Below are 18402 nucleotides of genomic sequence, written 5' to 3'. Positions count from 1 at the left end.
CAACCTCTAGTGTTGCAAGGGTTTCGTGGGCAAATCAATGGACCATGGAAAGCTTCCACTGTCACCCACTGCTATGAGAAACAAAGCGGATACACCACAGAAATTACACTCGAAGCACCAAACAAGGGAAAAGAAAACAGCGAAGAATAGAGGCTGGGCTGGTTGCCCAGCCAACGGGGATAGTTTTGCGAACACACCCGTCCGATGCAACATAACTTAACATCGCAGCCACTTCTTATCACTTAAAGCAATGAGAAGATGGCTAATATAGATGAAAGAGTGTTAAAAAATTATGGATACACTTTGTAAAGAAACATTAAAATCTGTTGATCCTACGGAACCAGCTGCTGCTTATGTTGGTGGCAAAATCAAGTTGGCGAAGACCATTATCAAAATCATTGAAGGCATTCCCCATCGCACTTATGCTGAGCCTTTTGTTGGAATGGGGGGAATATTCTTCAGGAGGAAATTGATTCCCTTATATGAAGTCATCAATGACCGCTCAGGTGATGTGGTGAATTTTTTTCGGGTGTTGCAACGCCATTATCACCCTTTTATGGATCTGTTGGAGTTCCAGATAAGCAGTCGTGAGACGTTTCAGCGTTTCGCTCTACAAGATCCAAAGACCCTTACAGATTTAGAGCGGGCTTTGCGGTTTTTATATCTCCAGCGGTTGAGTTTTGCTGGGCAGGTGGCTAAACGAACATTTGGCGTTGATCCTAACCGTGGTGCACGGTTTAACAGTTTCAAACTTGAAGGCTTATTAAAGCTTATATACCGCCGCTTAGCGGGTGTGACCATTGAACATTTAGACTGGTCTGAGTTTATCAGGCGCTATGACCGGCCGACCACTTTGTTTTACCTTGATCCACCTTATTTTGGTGTTGAGGATTATTATGGAAAGGATTTGTTTAAGCGGGAGGATTACCAGACGATGTCCACACTGCTTGCGCAATTAAAGGGAAAATTTCTTCTGTCTCTCAATGATGTGCCTGAGATCCGAAAAACCTTTAACCAATTTAAGATAAAAGAGGTGAATACATCTTATACATGTGGTTCAAATAATCCGACTGCTGCTCGAGAGCTCATCATCTCAAATTGCGACCTTTAGGATGAAGAGAAAAGATGCATTAAAGGGTCTTTAAATAACCTTTGAAAGACCTTTGAAGACCCTTTGAGAACCCCTTAAAAATCTTTTGAAAAAAATAAATTGGTACAAAACCTAGTGTCAAAATATACAAAACCCGCTGGCAAGCTACAAAAGTGCTGTGGCGGAGGGGGTGGGATTCGAACCCACGGTACAGTCTCCTGCACGCCGGTTTTCAAGACCGGTGCCTTAAACCGCTCGGCCACCCCTCCAAACTGGATATGCTTTTTGACAAATTTCTTGCAAAAGGTCAATCATTTTAATACGCATTTTAAAGTGTTCTTTGTAAAACTATTTAAGTTTTAATTAAAATAATTCTTCATAAGTCAATTCTTTGAGTGTGTTATCTAAGAGTTTTATTTTTAAACATGATAGTTTTTTCTGAAAAAATGAAAGGTAAATATGATATTTATCATTTCTTTTTTCTATTTAAAAAATTTTCACAAAGCAATATTTTTTAAGTTTTAACGACCGATATTCGTAATAATAAGAAATGTTCAGTTGAAAATATTTGATAAATTATATTAAATTCTTTGCGGGTGTGTATTTTTGAATTATTTTACCTTTCCAGATATTTATTTTATTCAGACCGTTCATATCTGCGAAAAAAAATGTTATTATTCTGACAGTTTATGAGAGATAAATTTGTAAGGATGACATAATATATTCAAGGAAAGTTTTTATTGAGTTTAAATAAGTATAATTGGATAAGAAAGCTCTTTAAAAGTTTTTAATTTTTTAAATAAAAATATTCAGATATTCAGTGCGTCTAAAGGGTGTATTGGAGGGAATGGCTGGTTTGCACTATTTGGATAAAATTTTATGTAAGATTTACATTGACAGTTTAAAACCTCTTCCAGATATGATTGGAAATTAGGTATATTTATAATGCTTTTTCTGTGGGATAAGCAAAAAGTTAATTGGAATGGAAGAAAAGATTCTTGAGCAATACGCCTAGATCAATAGATAGTTTGTTAAAGTATTGCATAGTTTTTCACGAATAGAACTAAAACGCTAAATTATGCAGAGGCAGAAAGTACAAACTTTAACAGACAAAATTTTAAAAGCCAACTCCTTCATAAGTATGTGTAAAATAAAAAATTTATTTACAAAATAAAATGGTGGGCGATGAGAGACTCGAACTCCCGACATCCTCGGTGTAAACGAGGCGCTCTACCAGCTGAGCTAATCGCCCAATGCAATGATTAGCAATTGAATGAGAACTCTTTAAGGAAAAATTTTTTTAAACGCAAGAATAAAGATGGTATTTGATAATTTTTTTAAAAAATGCATAATCCTTCTTGACATATACGCATGAACCCCTTACACGACCGCTTGTACCAAATTAAATTGGTTCGAAAAAATGCGCGGGTGTAGCTCAGTTGGTTAGAGTGCTGGCCTGTCACGCCGGAGGTCGCGGGTTCGAGCCCCGTCACTCGCGCCATTTCATGCTTCCTTGTGGAATTTCCTTTTTAAAATATCCATATGCTATTGAGTGAGGTGGTGGAGTATTTGATTGGGGGATAAATATGTTTTTTCTTCCTTTTTATATGGTTGATAAGAATAGGGCTTGCGTCTTTCTTTGCTCTGCGTTACCTATGCCGATAAGAAAAGTATCGCTCTATATGCCTTTGAAGCAGTATAAATAAAGTTAGTAGAGCGATTATTAAATTTGTCTGGTTGGTCTCGCAATATTAAGTCATTGTGTTAAACTTAGGCATTTTGTTACGATGGAAGAGGGTTATGGCTTATTTATTGAGCTCTTATTTACCGGTCTTGATTTTTATTATTGTGTCAGCGGTTATTGCTGGAGTTTTGTTGATTACACCTTACATTGTAGCATATCGTTCCCCCGATCCTGAAAAGTTATCGGCTTATGAATGTGGGTTTAATTCATTTAGTGATGCACGCATGAAGTTTGATATTCGTTTCTATTTGGTATCAATTTTATTTATTATTTTTGATCTTGAAGTTGCTTTTCTTTTTCCTTGGGCTGTTTCATTCGAATCAATAGGTATGTTTGGCTTTTGGTCGATGATTGTGTTTTTAGCGATTTTGACTATTGGGTTTATATATGAATGGAAAAAAGGAGCCCTTGAATGGAATTAAGATCTAATAATTCAACGATTACGGCTCCAAAACCAAAAGGAATCATTGATCCCAATACTGGTGAGCTTATAGGATCTGACGATAAGTTTTTTCGTGATATTAATGCTGAATTATCAGATAAGGGGTTTTTAGTTACTTCGGCAGATGCTTTGATTACTTGGGCACGTACCGGTTCTTTAATGTGGATGAGTTTTGGTTTGGCTTGTTGTGCTATCGAAATGATGCAATGCTCAATGCCTCATTATGATAATGAGCGTTTTGGATATGCACCACGAGCTTCACCCCGTCAGTCAGATGTGATGGTGGTAGCAGGTACTCTAACAAATAAGATGGCTCCTGCTTTAAGAAAAGTGTACGATCAGATGCCAGAGCCACGTTACGTGATTTCTATGGGATCATGTGCAAACGGTGGGGGGTATTATCATTATTCCTATTCAGTGGTGCGTGGATGTGATCGTATCGTTCCTGTCGACATATATGTTCCAGGGTGTCCACCTACAGCAGAGGCATTATTATACGGCATATTGTTGCTACAGAAAAAAATCCGTCGTACCGGATCCATAGAGCGATAGAGAGTTTTCTTGTCATGATGGATGAAACTTTGGTTGAACTTGCTGCTTATTTGGAAAACAAGTTAAAAAATAAGCTTGAAGAAACTGTTATTGCTTTTGGTGAATTGACCATTGTGGCACGTCTTGATGCAATTATCGATGTCTTAATGTTTGTTCGTGATGATTCGCGCTGTCAATTTATTAATCTCACAGACATTAGTGGTGTGGATTATCCTTCTCGCGATAAGCGCTTTGATGTTTCTTACCAATTGTTATCTCCTCGTGAGAATTTACGCTTACGTGTAAAAGTTCGTACGGATGAAAATACTCCTGTTGCTTCAGCTTGTACGGTTTATCCTGGCGCAGAGTGGTATGAACGTGAAACGTATGATATGTATGGGATTTTATTTTCAGGACATCCAGATTTGAGACGGATTCTAACAGATTATGGATTTGAAGGATATCCTTTACGAAAAGACTTTCCTGTGACAGGATTTGTTGAATGTCGTTATGATAATGAAGCAAAGAGGGTGATTTATGAGCCTGTTGTTTTGCGTCAAGAGATGCGTAATTTTGATTTTCTTTCTCCTTGGGAAGGAGGACAGTATACTTTGCCATATAATGGAAAAGCGGATGAAAAAAAATGATATTGGTTTTGATAAGGCGTTATATTAGAGTACTGTATTTCTTAAATAATTAAATATTTTTTAGTATGATAGATTTTTTTGATATTTGATATGAAGTTTTTTAAAAAGCAAGGGGTTGATTGTGGCTGAGGTCAATGTTCGAAACTTTAATATCAATTTTGGTCCGCAGCATCCTGCCGCGCATGGGGTTTTGCGCATGGTTTTGGAGTTGGACGGTGAAGTTGTTGAGCGTGTAGATCCACATATTGGGTTATTGCATCGCGGTACCGAAAAATTAATGGAAACAAAAACTTATCTTCAAGCGGGTCCTTATCTAGATCGTTTGGATTATGTTGCTCCTATGAATCAGGAACATGCTTTTGTTCTGGCTATTGAAAAGTTGTTGGATATTAAAGTTCCTAAAAGAGGGCAATTAATACGTGTTTTATTTTCTGAAATTGGGCGTATTCTTAATCATTTGCTTAATGTAACAACACAAGCAATGGATGTTGGTGCTTTAACACCACCGCTTTGGGGGTTTGAGCAGCGTGAAAGATTGATGATTTTTTATGAGCGTGCCTGTGGCGCACGTCTTCATGCAAATTATTTTCGCCCTGGTGGAGTGCATCAAGATTTACCAGAATCTTTAGTTGAAGATATTGGTGATTTTATTGATCCTTTTCTTGTTGCTCTTGGTAAACTTGATGCGCTTGTAACGCCAAATCGGATTTTTAAGCAGCGTAATGTGGATATTGGTGTGGTAAGTATTGATGAAGCTTGGGCACGTGGTTTTTCTGGGGTTATGATTCGTGGAGCTGGTGTTCCATGGGATTTGCGTAAAAGTCAGCCTTATGAATGTTACGATGAAATGGAATTTGATATTCCTGTAGGTAAAAATAGTGATTGCTATGATCGTTATCTAATTCGTATGGAAGAAATGCGTCAATCAGCAAAAATTATGCGCCAATGTGTGGAGCGTTTGCTGAGTACTGAAAAAAATGGACCAGTTTCGAGTTTGGATCGCAAGATTGTGCCTCCAAAGCGGTCTGAAATGAAAAGTTCAATGGAAGCGCTTATTCATCATTTCAAGCTTTATACGGAAGGTTTTCATACGCCTCCTGGAGAAGTATATGTTGCTGTGGAAGCTCCGAAGGGGGAGTTTGGTATTTATCTTGTTTCTGATGGAACCAATAAGCCTTATCGTGTAAAGTTGCGTGCTCCTGGGTTTGCGCATCTCCAAGCTATGGATTTTTTAACCAGAGGTCATATGCTGGCGGATGCTACAGCTATTTTGGGTTCGATTGATATTGTTTTTGGGGAGGTTGATCGCTAATGTCCGTACGCCGTCTTGCAGATGATGTTTATCAGCCCGCTGAGTTTTCTTTTACAAAAGAAAATCAGATATGGGTAAAAAATACTATAGAAAAATATCCTGTAGGGCGTGAGCAGTCTGCTGTAATTCCATTATTAATGCGTGCTCAAGAGCAAGATGGTTGGGTAACACGTGCCGCGATTGAGCATATTGCTCAGATTCTTTCCATGGCTTATATTCGTGTTTTGGAAGTTGCAACTTTTTACACTCAGTTTCAGCTTAAGCCTGTTGGAACAAAAGCGCATATTCAAGTTTGTGGTACGACTCCTTGTATGTTACGTGGATCTGGTGAATTGATTAAAGTTTGTCAGAAAAAAATTCATCATGAACCTTTTGTTACCAATCAGGATGGAACCTTATCATGGGAAGAGGTAGAATGTCTTGGTGCTTGTGTGAATGCTCCGATGGTTATGATTTTTAAAGATACTTATGAAGATCTTGCAGCTGAGCGTCTTGAAGAAATTATTGATGCATTTGAAGCTGGGAAAGGTTCTGAGATAGCGGTTGGTCCGCAAAGTAGCCGTAAGTCGTCGGAACCGATTAGTGGTTTAACTTCTCTTATTGATGATGAGAAAGAAAAAAAGATCTCTCAAGTCTTCACCAAAAAAGGATAAGGAAAGAGTGGGAACATAATTAAGTATTTTTCTTGAAAAAATATTTTATTATTCTACCCATGATGACAACATTTAATGAAAAGTAAGAAGTCTTGAAAAGATATTTAAAAATTGCATTTGAGGAAAAGCGAAAAATGCTATGGGTAATAGAAAAAAAGGTGGGGTATGCTAACTGATAAAGATCGTATCTTCACCAATCTGTATGGTTTAAAAGACAAATCATTAAAGGCTGCGATGTTGCGTGGGCATTGGAATGGTCTGAAAGAGATGATTGACAAAGGTCGTGATTGGATCATTGATGAGGTGAAGGCATCGGGTTTACGTGGTCGTGGTGGTGCTGGTTTTCCTACCGGAATGAAGTGGTCCTTTATGCCAAAGCAGAATGATGGTCGTCCTCATTATTTGGTTGTCAATGCTGATGAATCTGAACCTGGAACTTGTAAAGACCGTGATATTTTACGTCATGACCCCCATACTTTGATTGAAGGGTGTGCAATCGCTACTTTTGCTATGGGAGCCAATGTTGCTTTTATTTATATTCGTGGTGAATATATTCGTGAACGTGAAGCGCTACAAGCTGCCGTTGATGAATGCTATGATGCAGGTTTACTTGGCAAAAAAACGAAATATGGGCATGCTTGTGATATTATTATTCATCATGGAGCTGGCGCTTATATTTGTGGTGAAGAAACAGCTCTTCTTGAAAGTCTTGAGGGAAAAAAGGGACAACCTCGGCTTAAACCACCATTTCCTGCCAATATGGGGATTTATGGCTGTCCAACAACAGTAAATAATGTAGAGTCCATTGCTGTTGTTCCAACGATTTTGCGGCGGGGTGCTTCGTGGTTTTCGTCAATCGGACGAGCAAATAATGTTGGAACGAAATTGTTTATGGTTTCAGGGCATGTTAATGCACCTTGTACATTTGAAGACGCTCTTGGTGTTTCATTCCGTGAATTAATTGAAAAACATACGGGTGGTGTTCGTGGTGGGTGGAATAATCTTTTAGCAGTTATTCCAGGGGGGGCTTCTTGTCCAGTCGTCCGTGGTGAGGATATGATCGATGCGATCATGGATTTTGATGGGATGCGAGATGTCGGGTCTTCTTTTGGCACGGGGGGAATGATTGTTATGGATAAATCAACCGATATTATCAAGGCAATTTGGCGTATAGCTGCTTTTTTCAAGCACGAGAGTTGTGGTCAGTGTACTCCGTGTCGTGAGGGGACGGGTTGGATGATGCGTCTTTTAGGGCGTATGGTTGAGGGAAGAGCACAAAAACGCGAGATTGATCTTTTGTTTGAAGTGTCTAAACAGGTTGAAGGACACACTATTTGTGCGCTTGGTGATGCTGCCGCATGGCCTGTACAGGGGTTGATACGTAATTTTCGTCCGGAAATCGAGCGTAGAATTGATGAGTACACGCGAAATGTAGTCCAAAGCAAAAACATTGCTTTAGAAGCAGTAGGATAGAAGATTTTTTAAAGAGCAGCCGAATGCAAATTTTAAGTGGGTTATCCGCAGGTTGGATGGGTGATGATAAATATCAAAGTTGATGGCAAAGAGATTGAAGTTCCTGATTACTACACGTTGCTTCAGGCTGCTGAGGCGGCTGGGGCAGAAATTCCACGTTTTTGTTTTCATGAATCTTTGTCAATTGCTGGAAATTGTCGTATGTGTTTGGTTGAGGTTAAGGGTGGTCCTCCAAAACCTCAGGCTTCTTGTGCTATGGGGGTTCGTGATTTACGATTAGGGCCTAACGGTGAAGCACCTGAGATTTTTACCAATACGGCGATGGTAAAAAAAGCACGTGAAGGTGTTATGGAATTTCTTCTCATTAATCATCCTTTGGATTGTCCAGTGTGTGATCAAGGGGGAGAATGCGATCTTCAAGATCAAGCAATGCTTTATGGACGAGATTGTTCTCGTTATACAGAAAATAAGCGTGCTGTAGAAGATAAATATATTGGACCTCTTGTCAAAACTGTCATGACACGGTGTATTCATTGTACACGGTGTGTTCGTTTTACAACGGAAGTTGCAGGTATTTCTGAGCTTGGTTTGATCGGTCGTGGTGAAGATGCTGAAATTACGACGTATCTTGAAAAAGCTATGACATCTGAATTACAGGGAAATGTTATTGATCTTTGTCCGGTGGGAGCTTTAACTTCAAAACCTTATGCGTTTCATGCTCGTCCGTGGGAATTGGTAAAAACGGAATCGATTGATGTGATGGATGCGCTTGGTAGTGCGATCCGTATTGATAGTCGTGGCCGTGAAGTTATGCGGATTATGCCGCGTACGAATGAAGATGTAAATGAGGAATGGATCTCTGATAAAACGCGTTTTATTTGGGATGGATTGCGCACTCAGCGGCTTGATAGGCCATATGTACGCAAAGATGGAAAACTTCAGCCTGTCAGTTGGACAGAAGCTTTTGCAAAAATTAAAATGGTGATCTCTAAAATTTTTCCAGAAAAAATTGGAGCCATTGCTGGAGATCTTGCGTCTGTTGAGGAAATGTACGCACTTAAAACATTGCTTCTTTCATTGGGCTCAACGCTTTTTGATTGTCGCCAAAGAGGGGGGGCTTTATCGCCTGAGTTTGGGCGTTCGAGTTATATTTTTAATCCTACAATTGCAGGTATTGAACAGGCTGATGCACTGCTTATTGTGGGATCTAATCCACGTCATGAAGCGGCTGTTTTAAATGCGCGTATTTTAAAGCGCCAACGGATGGGAAATTTTCCTATTGCATTAATTGGAGAGAAAGTCGATTTACGTTATCCTTATTCTTATCTTGGATCTGGGAGTGATACATTAACGACACTTATTCGTGGAGAGGATATTTTTTTTAATGTCTTAAAAGAAGCGAAGAGGCCCCTTATTCTTATCGGAGAGGGAGCTGTTTCAGGAAATGAAGGTTTATCTGTTTTAAAAAGTCTTGCTAAATTAGCTGACAATATTGGTGCTCTTAGTGAAGAATGGAATGGGTTTGGGGTTCTTCATAATGCAGCATCGATTGTTGGAGGATTGGACATAGGCTTTACTTCTAAGCTTGGGGTTGCAAATATTCTTAAAACCTGTGAAGTTTTATTTTTACTTGGTGCTGATGAAGTAGAATTAGCCAATACAAAAGCTTTTACAGTTTATATTGGTAGCCATGGTGATAATGGTGCACATGCTGCTGATGTTATTTTGCCTGCATCTGCTTACACTGAAAAATCAGGGCTTTATGTGAATACAGAAGGACGTGTTCAAATGACAAATCGGGCTGGTTTTGCTCCAGGTGAAGCAAAAGAAGATTGGGCTATTTTGCGTGCTTTATCGGATATTTTAGGACAAAAACTCCCTTTTGATTCTCTTTCTCAATTAAGACAATGCTTGTTTAATGATTATCCACACCTTTGTGCTGTTGATGATATAGTACCTTCTGATATAAGTGGTCTTAAGGCGCTTGGTTCAAAAATGGTTTCTCTAGAGAGTCAAACATTTACTTCTATGGTTAAAGACTTTTATTTAACAAATCCGATAGCACGTGCTTCTGCTGTTATGGCTGAATGTTCATCTCTTGCAAAAAACCGTGCCATGCAAACTGTAAAGTAAGGCAAAGGAAAAGGAATAATGATGTATGATTTCTTTATGACTTGGCTGTTGCCATTACTCATTATAGTTGGAAAAACACTTCTTCTTTTGGTCGTTCTTTTGATCTTAGTTGCTTATCTTCTTTACGCAGATAGAAAGATTTGGGCAGCGGTACAATTGCGTCGTGGACCAAACGTTGTTGGTCCATGGGGTTTGTTACAGTCTTTTGCGGATTTAATTAAATTTGTTGTTAAAGAGCCTATTATCCCTGCTGGTGCTAATAAGGGTGTTTTTCTGTTGGCGCCTTTTGTGTCTGCTACACTTGCTTTATCAACGTGGGCTGTTATTCCAGTTAATGAAGGTTGGGAAGTTGCAAAAATTAATGTTGGCTTGCTTTATATCTTAGCCATTTCATCTCTTGAAGTTTATGGTGTTATTATGGGGGGATGGGCATCAAACTCTAAATATCCTTTCTTAGGAGCGCTTCGTTCGGCGGCACAAATGGTTTCTTATGAAGTTTCCATTGGTTTTGTGCTTGTGACTGTCATTTTAATAAGTGGCTCATTGGATCTCACAACAATTGTTCATAAACAAAGTTCTGGAATTGGTACAACTCTTGGTCTTCCTTTTAACAGCTTTCTCGATTGGAATTGGTTGGTCCTTTTTCCAATGTTTATTATATTTTTTATTTCTGCGCTCGCAGAGACAAACCGTCCTCCATTTGATTTGGTGGAAGCAGAATCTGAACTTGTAGCTGGTCATATGGTAGAATATTCTTCAACGCCTTACATGCTTTTCTTTCTTGGTGAATATGTTGCGATTGTTTTAATGTGCGCATTAACAACCATTCTATTTTTAGGCGGTTGGCTGCCACCCTTAGATGTTTGGTGGTTTAATTGGGTTCCTGGTATCATTTGGTTTGTTTTAAAAGTCTGTTTTGTATTTTTTTGGTTTGCTATGGTTAAAGCATTTGTTCCACGTTATCGCTATGATCAGCTCATGCGGCTTGGTTGGAAGGTTTTTCTTCCTCTCTCACTAGCAATGGTTGTGATAACTGCTGCTTTTTTAAAGTTTACGGATTTCGTTTAAGAGGAGATTTTACGATGTCAGGTTTTATTCAGGCGGCAAAGTCACTTCTTCTATTGGAATTTGTGAGTGCTTTTTTCTTAGCCATGCGTCAATTTTTTTCACCAAAGCCCACGATTAATTATCCTTATGAAAAAGGTTTTGTATCTCAGCGTTTTCGCGGTGAGCATGCATTGCGTCGCTATCCAAATGGTGAAGAACGGTGTATTGCTTGTAAATTATGTGAAGCGATTTGCCCTGCGCAAGCGATTACAATTGAGGCTGGACCGCGACGTAATGATGGTACGCGTAGAACTGTTCGTTATGATATCGATATGGTTAAGTGTATCTACTGCGGTTTTTGTCAAGAGGCTTGTCCGGTAGAGGCTATTGTTGAAGGTCCAAATTTTGAATTTGCAACAGAAACGCGTGAAGAACTCTATTATGATAAAGAAAAGCTTTTAATGAATGGAGATCGTTGGGAGCGAGAAATTGCTCGAAATATATTGATGGATGCGCCTTATCGTTAAGTGTATCGTTAAATGAGGTGTCGGATATTTTTCCGATAAATTGTAATCTGGTATGAAGTTTATACCAATTGTTTGAATATTTGAGGAGAAGCCTATGCTAACAGATCTAGCGGCGGCATTTTTCTATTTGTTTGCTTTTATTATGCTAACAAGTGCAGTTATTGTTATTACAGCACGCAATCCAGTGCATTCTGTTTTGTTTTTAATCCTCGCATTTTTTAATGCAGCGGCTTTATTTTTGCTTGCAGGAGCAGAGTTTTTAGGGCTTATTCTGCTTGTTGTGTATGTTGGAGCTGTCGCTGTTTTATTTTTATTTGTCGTTATGATGCTTGACGTTGATTTTGCTGAATTAAAGAGTGGAACTCTTCGGTATGCTCCTATTGGAGCTCTTATTGGTGTTATTATCGCTGTAGAATTGATTGTTGTTTTTGTGAGTAGCTATTTTTCTCCGGACTTGAGAACGCATGTTACCCAACCAATGCCAGATTTAGCGCAGCGAACAAATACACAAGCATTAGGTGATATTCTCTATACGGATTATGTTTTTTATTTTCAAATTGCTGGAATGATTTTATTGGTTGCAATGATTGGGGCTATTGTTTTAACACTTCGTCATAAATTAGGAGTAAAGCGGCAATCTATTGCGGAGCAAGTTTCTAGAACGGTAGAAAGTGCCATTGAAATCAAACAAGTTGAATCAGGCAAAGGTATGTAAGGGGGGCTATGTAGATGTATATTGATATTACACATTATCTCACTGTTTCTGCTTTGATGTTTACAATTGGTATTGCTGGAATTTTTCTCAACAGAAAAAACGTGATTATTATCTTGATGTCCATTGAGCTTATATTGCTTTCAGTTAATCTCAATTTTGTTGCATTTTCAGCATTTCTTCATGATCTCGTTGGTCAGATATTCGCTTTATTTGTCTTAACCGTAGCAGCTGCTGAAGCTGCCATTGGTTTAGCAATTCTAGTCGTTTTTTTCCGTAATCGTGGTTCCATTGCGGTTGAAGATGTTAATGTAATGAAAGGCTAACCAGTGATGTATTATACGATTGTCTTTCTTCCGCTTTTGGGTTTTTTAATTGCTGCACTAGGTGGAAAAACGATAGGAGATCGTGCGAGCGAATTGATAACATGTAGCTTTATGGTTGTTGTTGCCATACTATCGTGGATAGCATTTTTCAGTATTGCACTTGGTCATATTCCAGCGATTGATGTCTTGGTATTACATTGGATTACTATTGGTGACTTAAGCTTTAATTGGGCTTTACATGTTGATACATTAACAGCTGTCATGCTTATTGTTGTGAACAGTGTTTCGGCATTGGTACATATTTATTCAATTGGTTATATGCACCATGACCCTTCAAGGTCTCGTTTTTTTTCTTATCTTTCTTTGTTTACATTTATGATGCTTATGTTGGTCACATCCAATAATTTGATTCAGATGTTTTTTGGATGGGAAGGTGTCGGACTTGCTTCTTATTTACTCATTGGTTTTTGGTTTCAGCGCGATTCTGCTAATAAGGCCGCAATGAAAGCTTTTGTAGTTAATCGTGTTGGAGACTTTGGTTTTCTCTTAGGAATCTTTAGTATTTTTGTTTTATTCCAATCGGTTGATTTTGCTTCCATTTTTGCAAAAGCTGCAAACAATAACCTTATACAAAATATGACATTTTTAGGTTGGCAATTTGATGGGCAGACGGCAATTACCATTACATGCCTTTTATTATTTATTGGCGCGATGGGAAAATCAGCACAATTTCTTTTACATACTTGGCTGCCTGATGCAATGGAAGGACCAACCCCTGTATCAGCGCTTATTCATGCTGCTACAATGGTAACGGCTGGTGTTTTTATGGTTGCGCGTATGTCGCCAATTTTTGAACTTTCTTCAACTGCTTTGACCGTGATTATTATTGTTGGAGCAACAACAGCGTTTTTTGCAGCAACTGTGGGGTTGGTGCAGAATGATATTAAACGTGTTATTGCTTATTCTACATGCTCTCAGCTCGGTTATATGTTTGTGGCATTAGGTGTTGGAGCTTATGGCGCTGCTGTCTTTCATCTTTTTACGCATGCTTTTTTTAAAGCCTTATTGTTTCTTGGTGCAGGTTCTGTCATTCATGCTGTATCTGATGAACAAGATATGCGAAAAATGGGTGGGTTACGCAAACATATAAAAGTCACCTATTGGATGATGCTGGTCGGGACCATTGCATTGACAGGTGTTGGAATTCCAGGAACACTTTTCGGGACTGCAGGTTTTTTCTCAAAAGATGCGATTATAGAGTCTGCTTTTGTATCCCATAATATTGCTTCAGGATATGCTTTTTATCTTCTTGTTTTTGCAGCTTTATTAACAAGTTTCTATTCATGGCGGCTTATCTTTATGACATTCCATGGTAAACCACGGGCAACAGTTGATGTTATGCATCATGTTCATGAATCACCTCCAGTTATGTTGATTCCACTCTTTCTTTTATCTATTGGAGCAATATTTTCTGGTGTCGTTTTCCAACCTTACTTTTTTGGTGACTTGTATAATGCTTTTTGGAAGGGAGCATTATTTACAAGCAGACACAATCACATTCTTCATGATGCCCACCATGTCTTTAATTGGGTAAAATGGTCGCCCTTTATAGCGATGGTTCTTGGGTTTATTTTAGCTTATTTATTTTATGTTTCTATTCCATCTCTTCCTAAGAAAATGGTTCGTATTATGCCAAGAGCATATAATTTTCTGTACCAAAAATGGTATTTCGATCAATTATATAATTTTTTGTTTGTTCGTCCTACCTTTAGAATTGGTTCTTTTCTTTGGAAAGTGGGAGACGGTAAGATTATTGATGGTCTAGGTCCTAATGGTATCGCAGCGCGTGTTGTTGATATTACAAATAGAATTGTTCGATTGCAAACAGGCTATCTTTACCACTATGCATTTGCAATGCTTATCGGCGTTGCATTACTCATTACATGGATGATGATCGGGGGCGTAAACTAATGACCGATTGGCCTATTCTTTCTACGGTTACATTTTTGCCACTTGTTGGTGTGCTTCTGATTTTGTTTATCAAAGATGATAGTGAAGTAGCACGCCATAATATACGTAATGTCGCATTTTTTACGACTCTATTTGTTTTTATTATTTCTTTAATTATTTGGATAGGATTTGATTCTAGCAACCCAAATTTTCAAATGGTTGAAAAGTCCAGTTGGTTAGGGGGGGGCATTAGCTATCATATGGGGGTTGATGGTATTTCTATTCTTTTTGTTGTTCTCTCGGCTTTTCTTTTGCCTTTTTGTATTTTAGCAAGTTGGGAGAATGTTAAAGAGAGATTAAAGGCTTATATGATTGCATTTCTTCTTCTAGAAGTTGCGATTATTGGCGTTTTTTGTGCTCTTGATGCAATGCTGTTCTATGTTTTTTTTGAAGGCAGCCTTATTCCAATGTTTATCATTATAGGTGTATGGGGTGGAGCACGTCGTGTTTATGCAAGTATAAAGTTTTTCTTATATACTTTACTTGGTTCAGTGCTTATGCTGGTTGCTCTTATGGCTATGTATTGGGAGGCTGGGACACTTGATATACCAACTTTACTCAATTACCAGTTTCCTGCTCATATGCAAATATGGTTATGGCTTGCATTTTTTGCTTCTTTCGCAGTTAAAATGCCAATGTGGCCAGTTCATACATGGCTTCCTGATGCTCACGTGGAAGCACCGACAGCGGGTTCCGTTATTTTAGCTGGTGTCTTACTCAAATTAGGTGGGTATGGTTTTCTTCGTTTTTCTTTGCCTATGTTTCCTATCGCTTCAGCAGATTTTGCACCTTTGATTTTCACATTATCGCTTATCGCTATTATTTATACGTCGTTGGTTGCACTTGTTCAAAATGACATCAAAAAGCTTATTGCTTATTCTTCAATAGCGCATATGGGGTATGTGACAATGGGCATTTTTTCTGCGAATGAACAAGGGATACAAGGGGCTATTTATCAGATGCTATCCCATGGAATTGTTTCAGCAGCGTTGTTTCTTTGTGTTGGAGTTATCTATGATCGCTTGCATACACGTGAAATTTCAGCGTTTGGTGGTTTAGTGAATAATATGCCTAAATATGCAGTTGTTTTCTTAATTTTCACTATGGCAAATGTTGGTTTGCCTGGAAGCTCAGGATTTTTGGGTGAATTTTTAACCTTAATAGGTGTTTTTCAAGTAAATAAATTGGTTGTTGTTCTAGCAACAACAGGTGTTATCTTATCGGCAGCCTATGCCCTTTATCTTTATCGGCGTGTGGTTTTTGGTTCCTTGGATAAAGAAAATTTAAAAGTATTAATAGATCTTTCTTTAAGAGAAAAATTCATCCTTTATCCAATGGTTATTCTTACAATATTCTTTGGTATCTATCCAACGCCTATTCTTAAAGCAACGGCGTTTTCCGTAGAAACCCTCATCAATAAACTGCACTAGATAAGGGAAGAATGCACATGCAAACTGAAATAATAGCGCAATTAGTCTTAATTCTTCCGGAGCTTTTAATCGCATTAGGAGCTGTCGTGTTGCTTATGATTGGTGTTTATTCCAATACACGTGCTTCTTTAACAGTAACAGGTTTAGCCATGGCACTTCTTGTGGCAACCATTATTATTCTTATAGTTTTTCCGAAAAATGGTTCATTTCAAACCAATGCGCTCGTTATTGATTCCTTTAGTCGTTATATGAAAATTTTAATGCTTATTGGTGCACTCTTTTCTCTTATCATGTCTGTTGGTTTTGCCAATGCACAAAAGTTTAATATATTCGAATTTCCAGTGCTTGTTCTTTTAGCAACCCTTGGAATGATGTTTATGATTTCAGCGGGTAATATGCTGTCGCTTTATATGGGGTTAGAACTGCAATCTTTAGCTTTATATGTTTTAGCAGCGATTAATCGTAATAATGTAAAATCTTCTGAAGCCGGTATAAAATACTTTGTTTTAGGAGCATTATCTTCAGGATTGCTGCTTTATGGTATTTCTTTGCTTTATGGTTTTACGGGTCAAATTGGTTTTCACGAAATTGCTGTTGCTTTAAAAAGTAAAAATTTGCAATTGGGAGTTATCTTTGGAATTGTTTTTATTTTAGCTGGTTTGGCTTTCAAAATTTCTGCTGTTCCATTTCATATGTGGACACCTGATGTTTATGAAGGAGCGCCAACACCGATTACAGCATTTTTTGCTGGTGCTCCTAAAGTTGCTGCAATGGCTTTAATCATCCGTATTATTGTGATGACCTTTATTCCCCTAGGGCATGTTGATAATGTGATGCCTGCATGGCAACAAATTTTGGTCTTCATGGCGATTGCATCAATGATACTTGGTGCATTTGCTGCAATTGGTCAAAATAACATTAAGCGCTTAATGGCTTATTCGTCGATCAGTCATATGGGCTATGCACTTGTTGGTTTATCTGCTGGAGATATGCTAGGAATAAAAAGTGTTATTCTTTATATGACGATTTATCTTGGAATGACGATTGGCTCGTTTGCTTTTATTCTTGGAATGCGCTCTCAGAATAGCAATGTTGAAAATATTTATGATCTTTCAGGGTTAGCAAAGACAAATCCGTTTATGGCTATTGTTATGACAATACAGCTTTTCTCGTTAGCTAGTGTACCACCTATGGCTGGTTTTTTTGGGAAGTGGTATACATTTTCTGCTGCTGTCCATGCTGGTCTGACGCCACTTGCAGTTGTTGGGATGATAGCATCTGTCGTTGGAGCTTTTTACTATTTACGAGTCATTAAAATTATGTGGTTTGATGACGCAAAAGCGCATTTTGTTGCTTTATCGAATGAGCTTCAATTTTGTCTCGGTCTTTCTGCATTGTTTATTTTATTTTATACACTTTTTGGAGTTTGGTTTGCTGAATTAGCAGAAAAAGCAGCAGCTGCATTGTTTTAATGAATATGGTTTATATTTTATCAGATTTTGCTCAAGAACAAGGATACACTATTGAAGCGTACGATAGTGTTGACTCAACAAATCTCATTGCGCAACGAAAAGCGCAAACTGGTCATCAAGGTAATCTTTGGATTGTTGCACAAGAACAATCACAAGGAAGAGCAAGAAGAGGGAGGACTTGGTCTAGTCCCAAAGGGAACCTTTATTCTAGTCTTTTATTAATTGATGATATTGTTCATCAAACTGCAGCTCAACTTGGTTTTGTTGCTGGAATAAGTGTGGCAGAGGCAATAAAACAATTGATAAAAGATGAAAAGCAGACAGACAATATTGTGAGTTTAAAATGGCCAAACGATATTTTGCTCAGAGGAGCAAAAAGCTCTGGAGTTTTGCTTGAGATTTTAAAATTGTCATCACAACAATATGCATTGGTTATTGGTATTGGAATAAATGTGAAATATAATTATGAAAATGCACCCTATCCCACTTCAAGCTTAAAGAATATCGGTTTGCATATTGAAGCAGAACAATTATTTACGGTTTTGACGGAGTGTTTTTCTAAAAATTACCTTCTTTGGAAACAACCAAAAGGATGTGAAATAATCCGAAAAAAATGGCTTTTATATTCTGCTCACCTTGGGAAACATGTCAAAGTGGTGAATGATGAAAAAGTCATTGAGGGTGTTTTTGATGGTCTTGATAGTGATTTTAACTGCATCATAAAGCAAAAAAATGGTCAGACAGCCATTATAACAGCTGGAGATGTTCATTTTGGTTCGGCTGCTTCTATTAATGCAGGTCGTTATTAAAAAATTATTTTACCATCAGATACCTTAATGATTTTGGGAGATGT

At 38.1% G+C, this 18402-nt stretch carries 16 protein-coding genes, 3 tRNA genes and 1 pseudogene; 18 read left to right on the top strand and 2 right to left on the bottom strand.

Going from position 1 to position 18402, the window contains the following annotated elements; translation table 11 throughout:
- Both ACFIKR_RS06515 and ACFIKR_RS06510 read left to right on the top strand, forming a co-directional pair.
- Window positions 1–150: pseudogene (locus tag ACFIKR_RS06515) on the top strand (late control protein); the annotation flags it as partial.
- 142 nt (window positions 151–292) lie between these two features.
- The gene (locus tag ACFIKR_RS06510; RefSeq protein WP_375653176.1) at window positions 293–1111 is read left to right on the top strand and encodes a DNA adenine methylase; all 819 of its coding nucleotides are present in this window, start codon (window positions 293–295) and stop codon (window positions 1109–1111) included.
- 158 nt (window positions 1112–1269) lie between these two features.
- On the opposite strand, the gene ACFIKR_RS06505 is transcribed toward ACFIKR_RS06510, so the two are convergent.
- A tRNA-Ser gene (locus tag ACFIKR_RS06505) sits at window positions 1270–1359 on the bottom strand.
- Window positions 1360–2266: 907 nt separating this feature from the next.
- Window positions 2267–2342: transfer RNA gene (locus ACFIKR_RS06500), tRNA-Val, on the bottom strand.
- A 172-nt stretch (window positions 2343–2514) separates the two neighbouring features.
- Between ACFIKR_RS06500 and ACFIKR_RS06495 the strand changes: the two genes are divergently transcribed.
- From ACFIKR_RS06495 to ACFIKR_RS06420, 16 genes are all read left to right on the top strand, one after another.
- Window positions 2515–2591, top strand: a tRNA-Asp gene (locus tag ACFIKR_RS06495).
- Window positions 2592–2890: 299 nt separating this feature from the next.
- Window positions 2891–3256 carry an NADH-quinone oxidoreductase subunit A gene (locus tag ACFIKR_RS06490; RefSeq protein ID WP_005773599.1) on the top strand — a complete coding sequence of 122 codons (366 nt, stop codon included), beginning with the start codon at window positions 2891–2893 and terminating at the stop codon, window positions 3254–3256.
- Window positions 3247–3828, top strand: coding sequence for an NADH-quinone oxidoreductase subunit B family protein (locus ACFIKR_RS06485; RefSeq protein ID WP_039758600.1), 582 nt, complete (start codon window positions 3247–3249; stop codon window positions 3826–3828). Before ACFIKR_RS06490 ends, ACFIKR_RS06485 begins: the two co-directional genes overlap by 10 nt.
- Before the next feature lie 17 nt (window positions 3829–3845).
- Window positions 3846–4454 (top strand): NADH-quinone oxidoreductase subunit C, encoded by a 609-nt coding sequence (locus ACFIKR_RS06480; RefSeq protein WP_375659291.1) that lies wholly within the window; start codon window positions 3846–3848, stop codon window positions 4452–4454.
- 121 nt (window positions 4455–4575) lie between these two features.
- Window positions 4576–5766 (top strand): NADH-quinone oxidoreductase subunit D, encoded by a 1191-nt coding sequence (locus ACFIKR_RS06475; RefSeq protein ID WP_375659288.1) that lies wholly within the window; start codon window positions 4576–4578, stop codon window positions 5764–5766.
- Entirely contained in the window at window positions 5766–6419 is a 654-nt protein-coding gene (nuoE, locus tag ACFIKR_RS06470) for an NADH-quinone oxidoreductase subunit NuoE (RefSeq protein WP_375659287.1), read from the top strand. Before ACFIKR_RS06475 ends, nuoE begins: the two co-directional genes overlap by 1 nt.
- A gap of 165 nt (window positions 6420–6584) precedes the next feature.
- Window positions 6585–7892: an NADH-quinone oxidoreductase subunit NuoF gene (gene nuoF / locus ACFIKR_RS06465; protein WP_375659286.1), complete on the top strand. Its 1308-nt coding sequence runs from the start codon at window positions 6585–6587 to the stop codon at window positions 7890–7892.
- Window positions 7893–7955: 63 nt separating this feature from the next.
- Entirely contained in the window at window positions 7956–10025 is a 2070-nt protein-coding gene (nuoG, locus tag ACFIKR_RS06460) for an NADH-quinone oxidoreductase subunit NuoG (protein WP_375659285.1), read from the top strand.
- A gap of 21 nt (window positions 10026–10046) precedes the next feature.
- Entirely contained in the window at window positions 10047–11093 is a 1047-nt protein-coding gene (gene nuoH / locus ACFIKR_RS06455) for an NADH-quinone oxidoreductase subunit NuoH (RefSeq protein ID WP_375659290.1), read from the top strand.
- A 14-nt stretch (window positions 11094–11107) separates the two neighbouring features.
- Window positions 11108–11599, top strand: coding sequence for an NADH-quinone oxidoreductase subunit NuoI (nuoI, locus tag ACFIKR_RS06450; protein ID WP_004860049.1), 492 nt, complete (start codon window positions 11108–11110; stop codon window positions 11597–11599).
- A 94-nt stretch (window positions 11600–11693) separates the two neighbouring features.
- Window positions 11694–12314 carry an NADH-quinone oxidoreductase subunit J gene (locus tag ACFIKR_RS06445; protein WP_375636120.1) on the top strand — a complete coding sequence of 207 codons (621 nt, stop codon included), beginning with the start codon at window positions 11694–11696 and terminating at the stop codon, window positions 12312–12314.
- Window positions 12315–12328: 14 nt separating this feature from the next.
- The gene (nuoK, locus tag ACFIKR_RS06440) at window positions 12329–12637 is read left to right on the top strand and encodes an NADH-quinone oxidoreductase subunit NuoK (RefSeq protein WP_015856359.1); all 309 of its coding nucleotides are present in this window, start codon (window positions 12329–12331) and stop codon (window positions 12635–12637) included.
- A 6-nt stretch (window positions 12638–12643) separates the two neighbouring features.
- A complete protein-coding gene (gene nuoL, locus ACFIKR_RS06435; protein ID WP_375659289.1) occupies window positions 12644–14608 on the top strand; it encodes an NADH-quinone oxidoreductase subunit L in 1965 nt (654 codons plus the stop codon).
- Entirely contained in the window at window positions 14608–16077 is a 1470-nt protein-coding gene (locus ACFIKR_RS06430) for an NADH-quinone oxidoreductase subunit M (RefSeq protein WP_273787991.1), read from the top strand. The genes nuoL and ACFIKR_RS06430 overlap by 1 nt, the downstream gene beginning before the upstream one ends.
- 17 nt (window positions 16078–16094) lie before the next feature.
- Window positions 16095–17549: an NADH-quinone oxidoreductase subunit NuoN gene (nuoN, locus tag ACFIKR_RS06425; RefSeq protein ID WP_375659284.1), complete on the top strand. Its 1455-nt coding sequence runs from the start codon at window positions 16095–16097 to the stop codon at window positions 17547–17549.
- Window positions 17549–18358 (top strand): biotin--[acetyl-CoA-carboxylase] ligase, encoded by an 810-nt coding sequence (locus ACFIKR_RS06420; protein WP_375659283.1) that lies wholly within the window; start codon window positions 17549–17551, stop codon window positions 18356–18358. Before nuoN ends, ACFIKR_RS06420 begins: the two co-directional genes overlap by 1 nt.
- Window positions 18359–18402 lie beyond the last annotated feature (44 nt).

It is taken from the genome of Bartonella sp. MR30HLJHH, from assembly GCF_042194195.1.
GTDB classification, from domain to species: Bacteria; Pseudomonadota; Alphaproteobacteria; order Rhizobiales; family Rhizobiaceae; genus Bartonella; species Bartonella grahamii.
The sequence above is the reverse complement of the archived record's forward strand: the minus strand, read 5'-3'. Positions and strand labels throughout refer to the sequence as shown.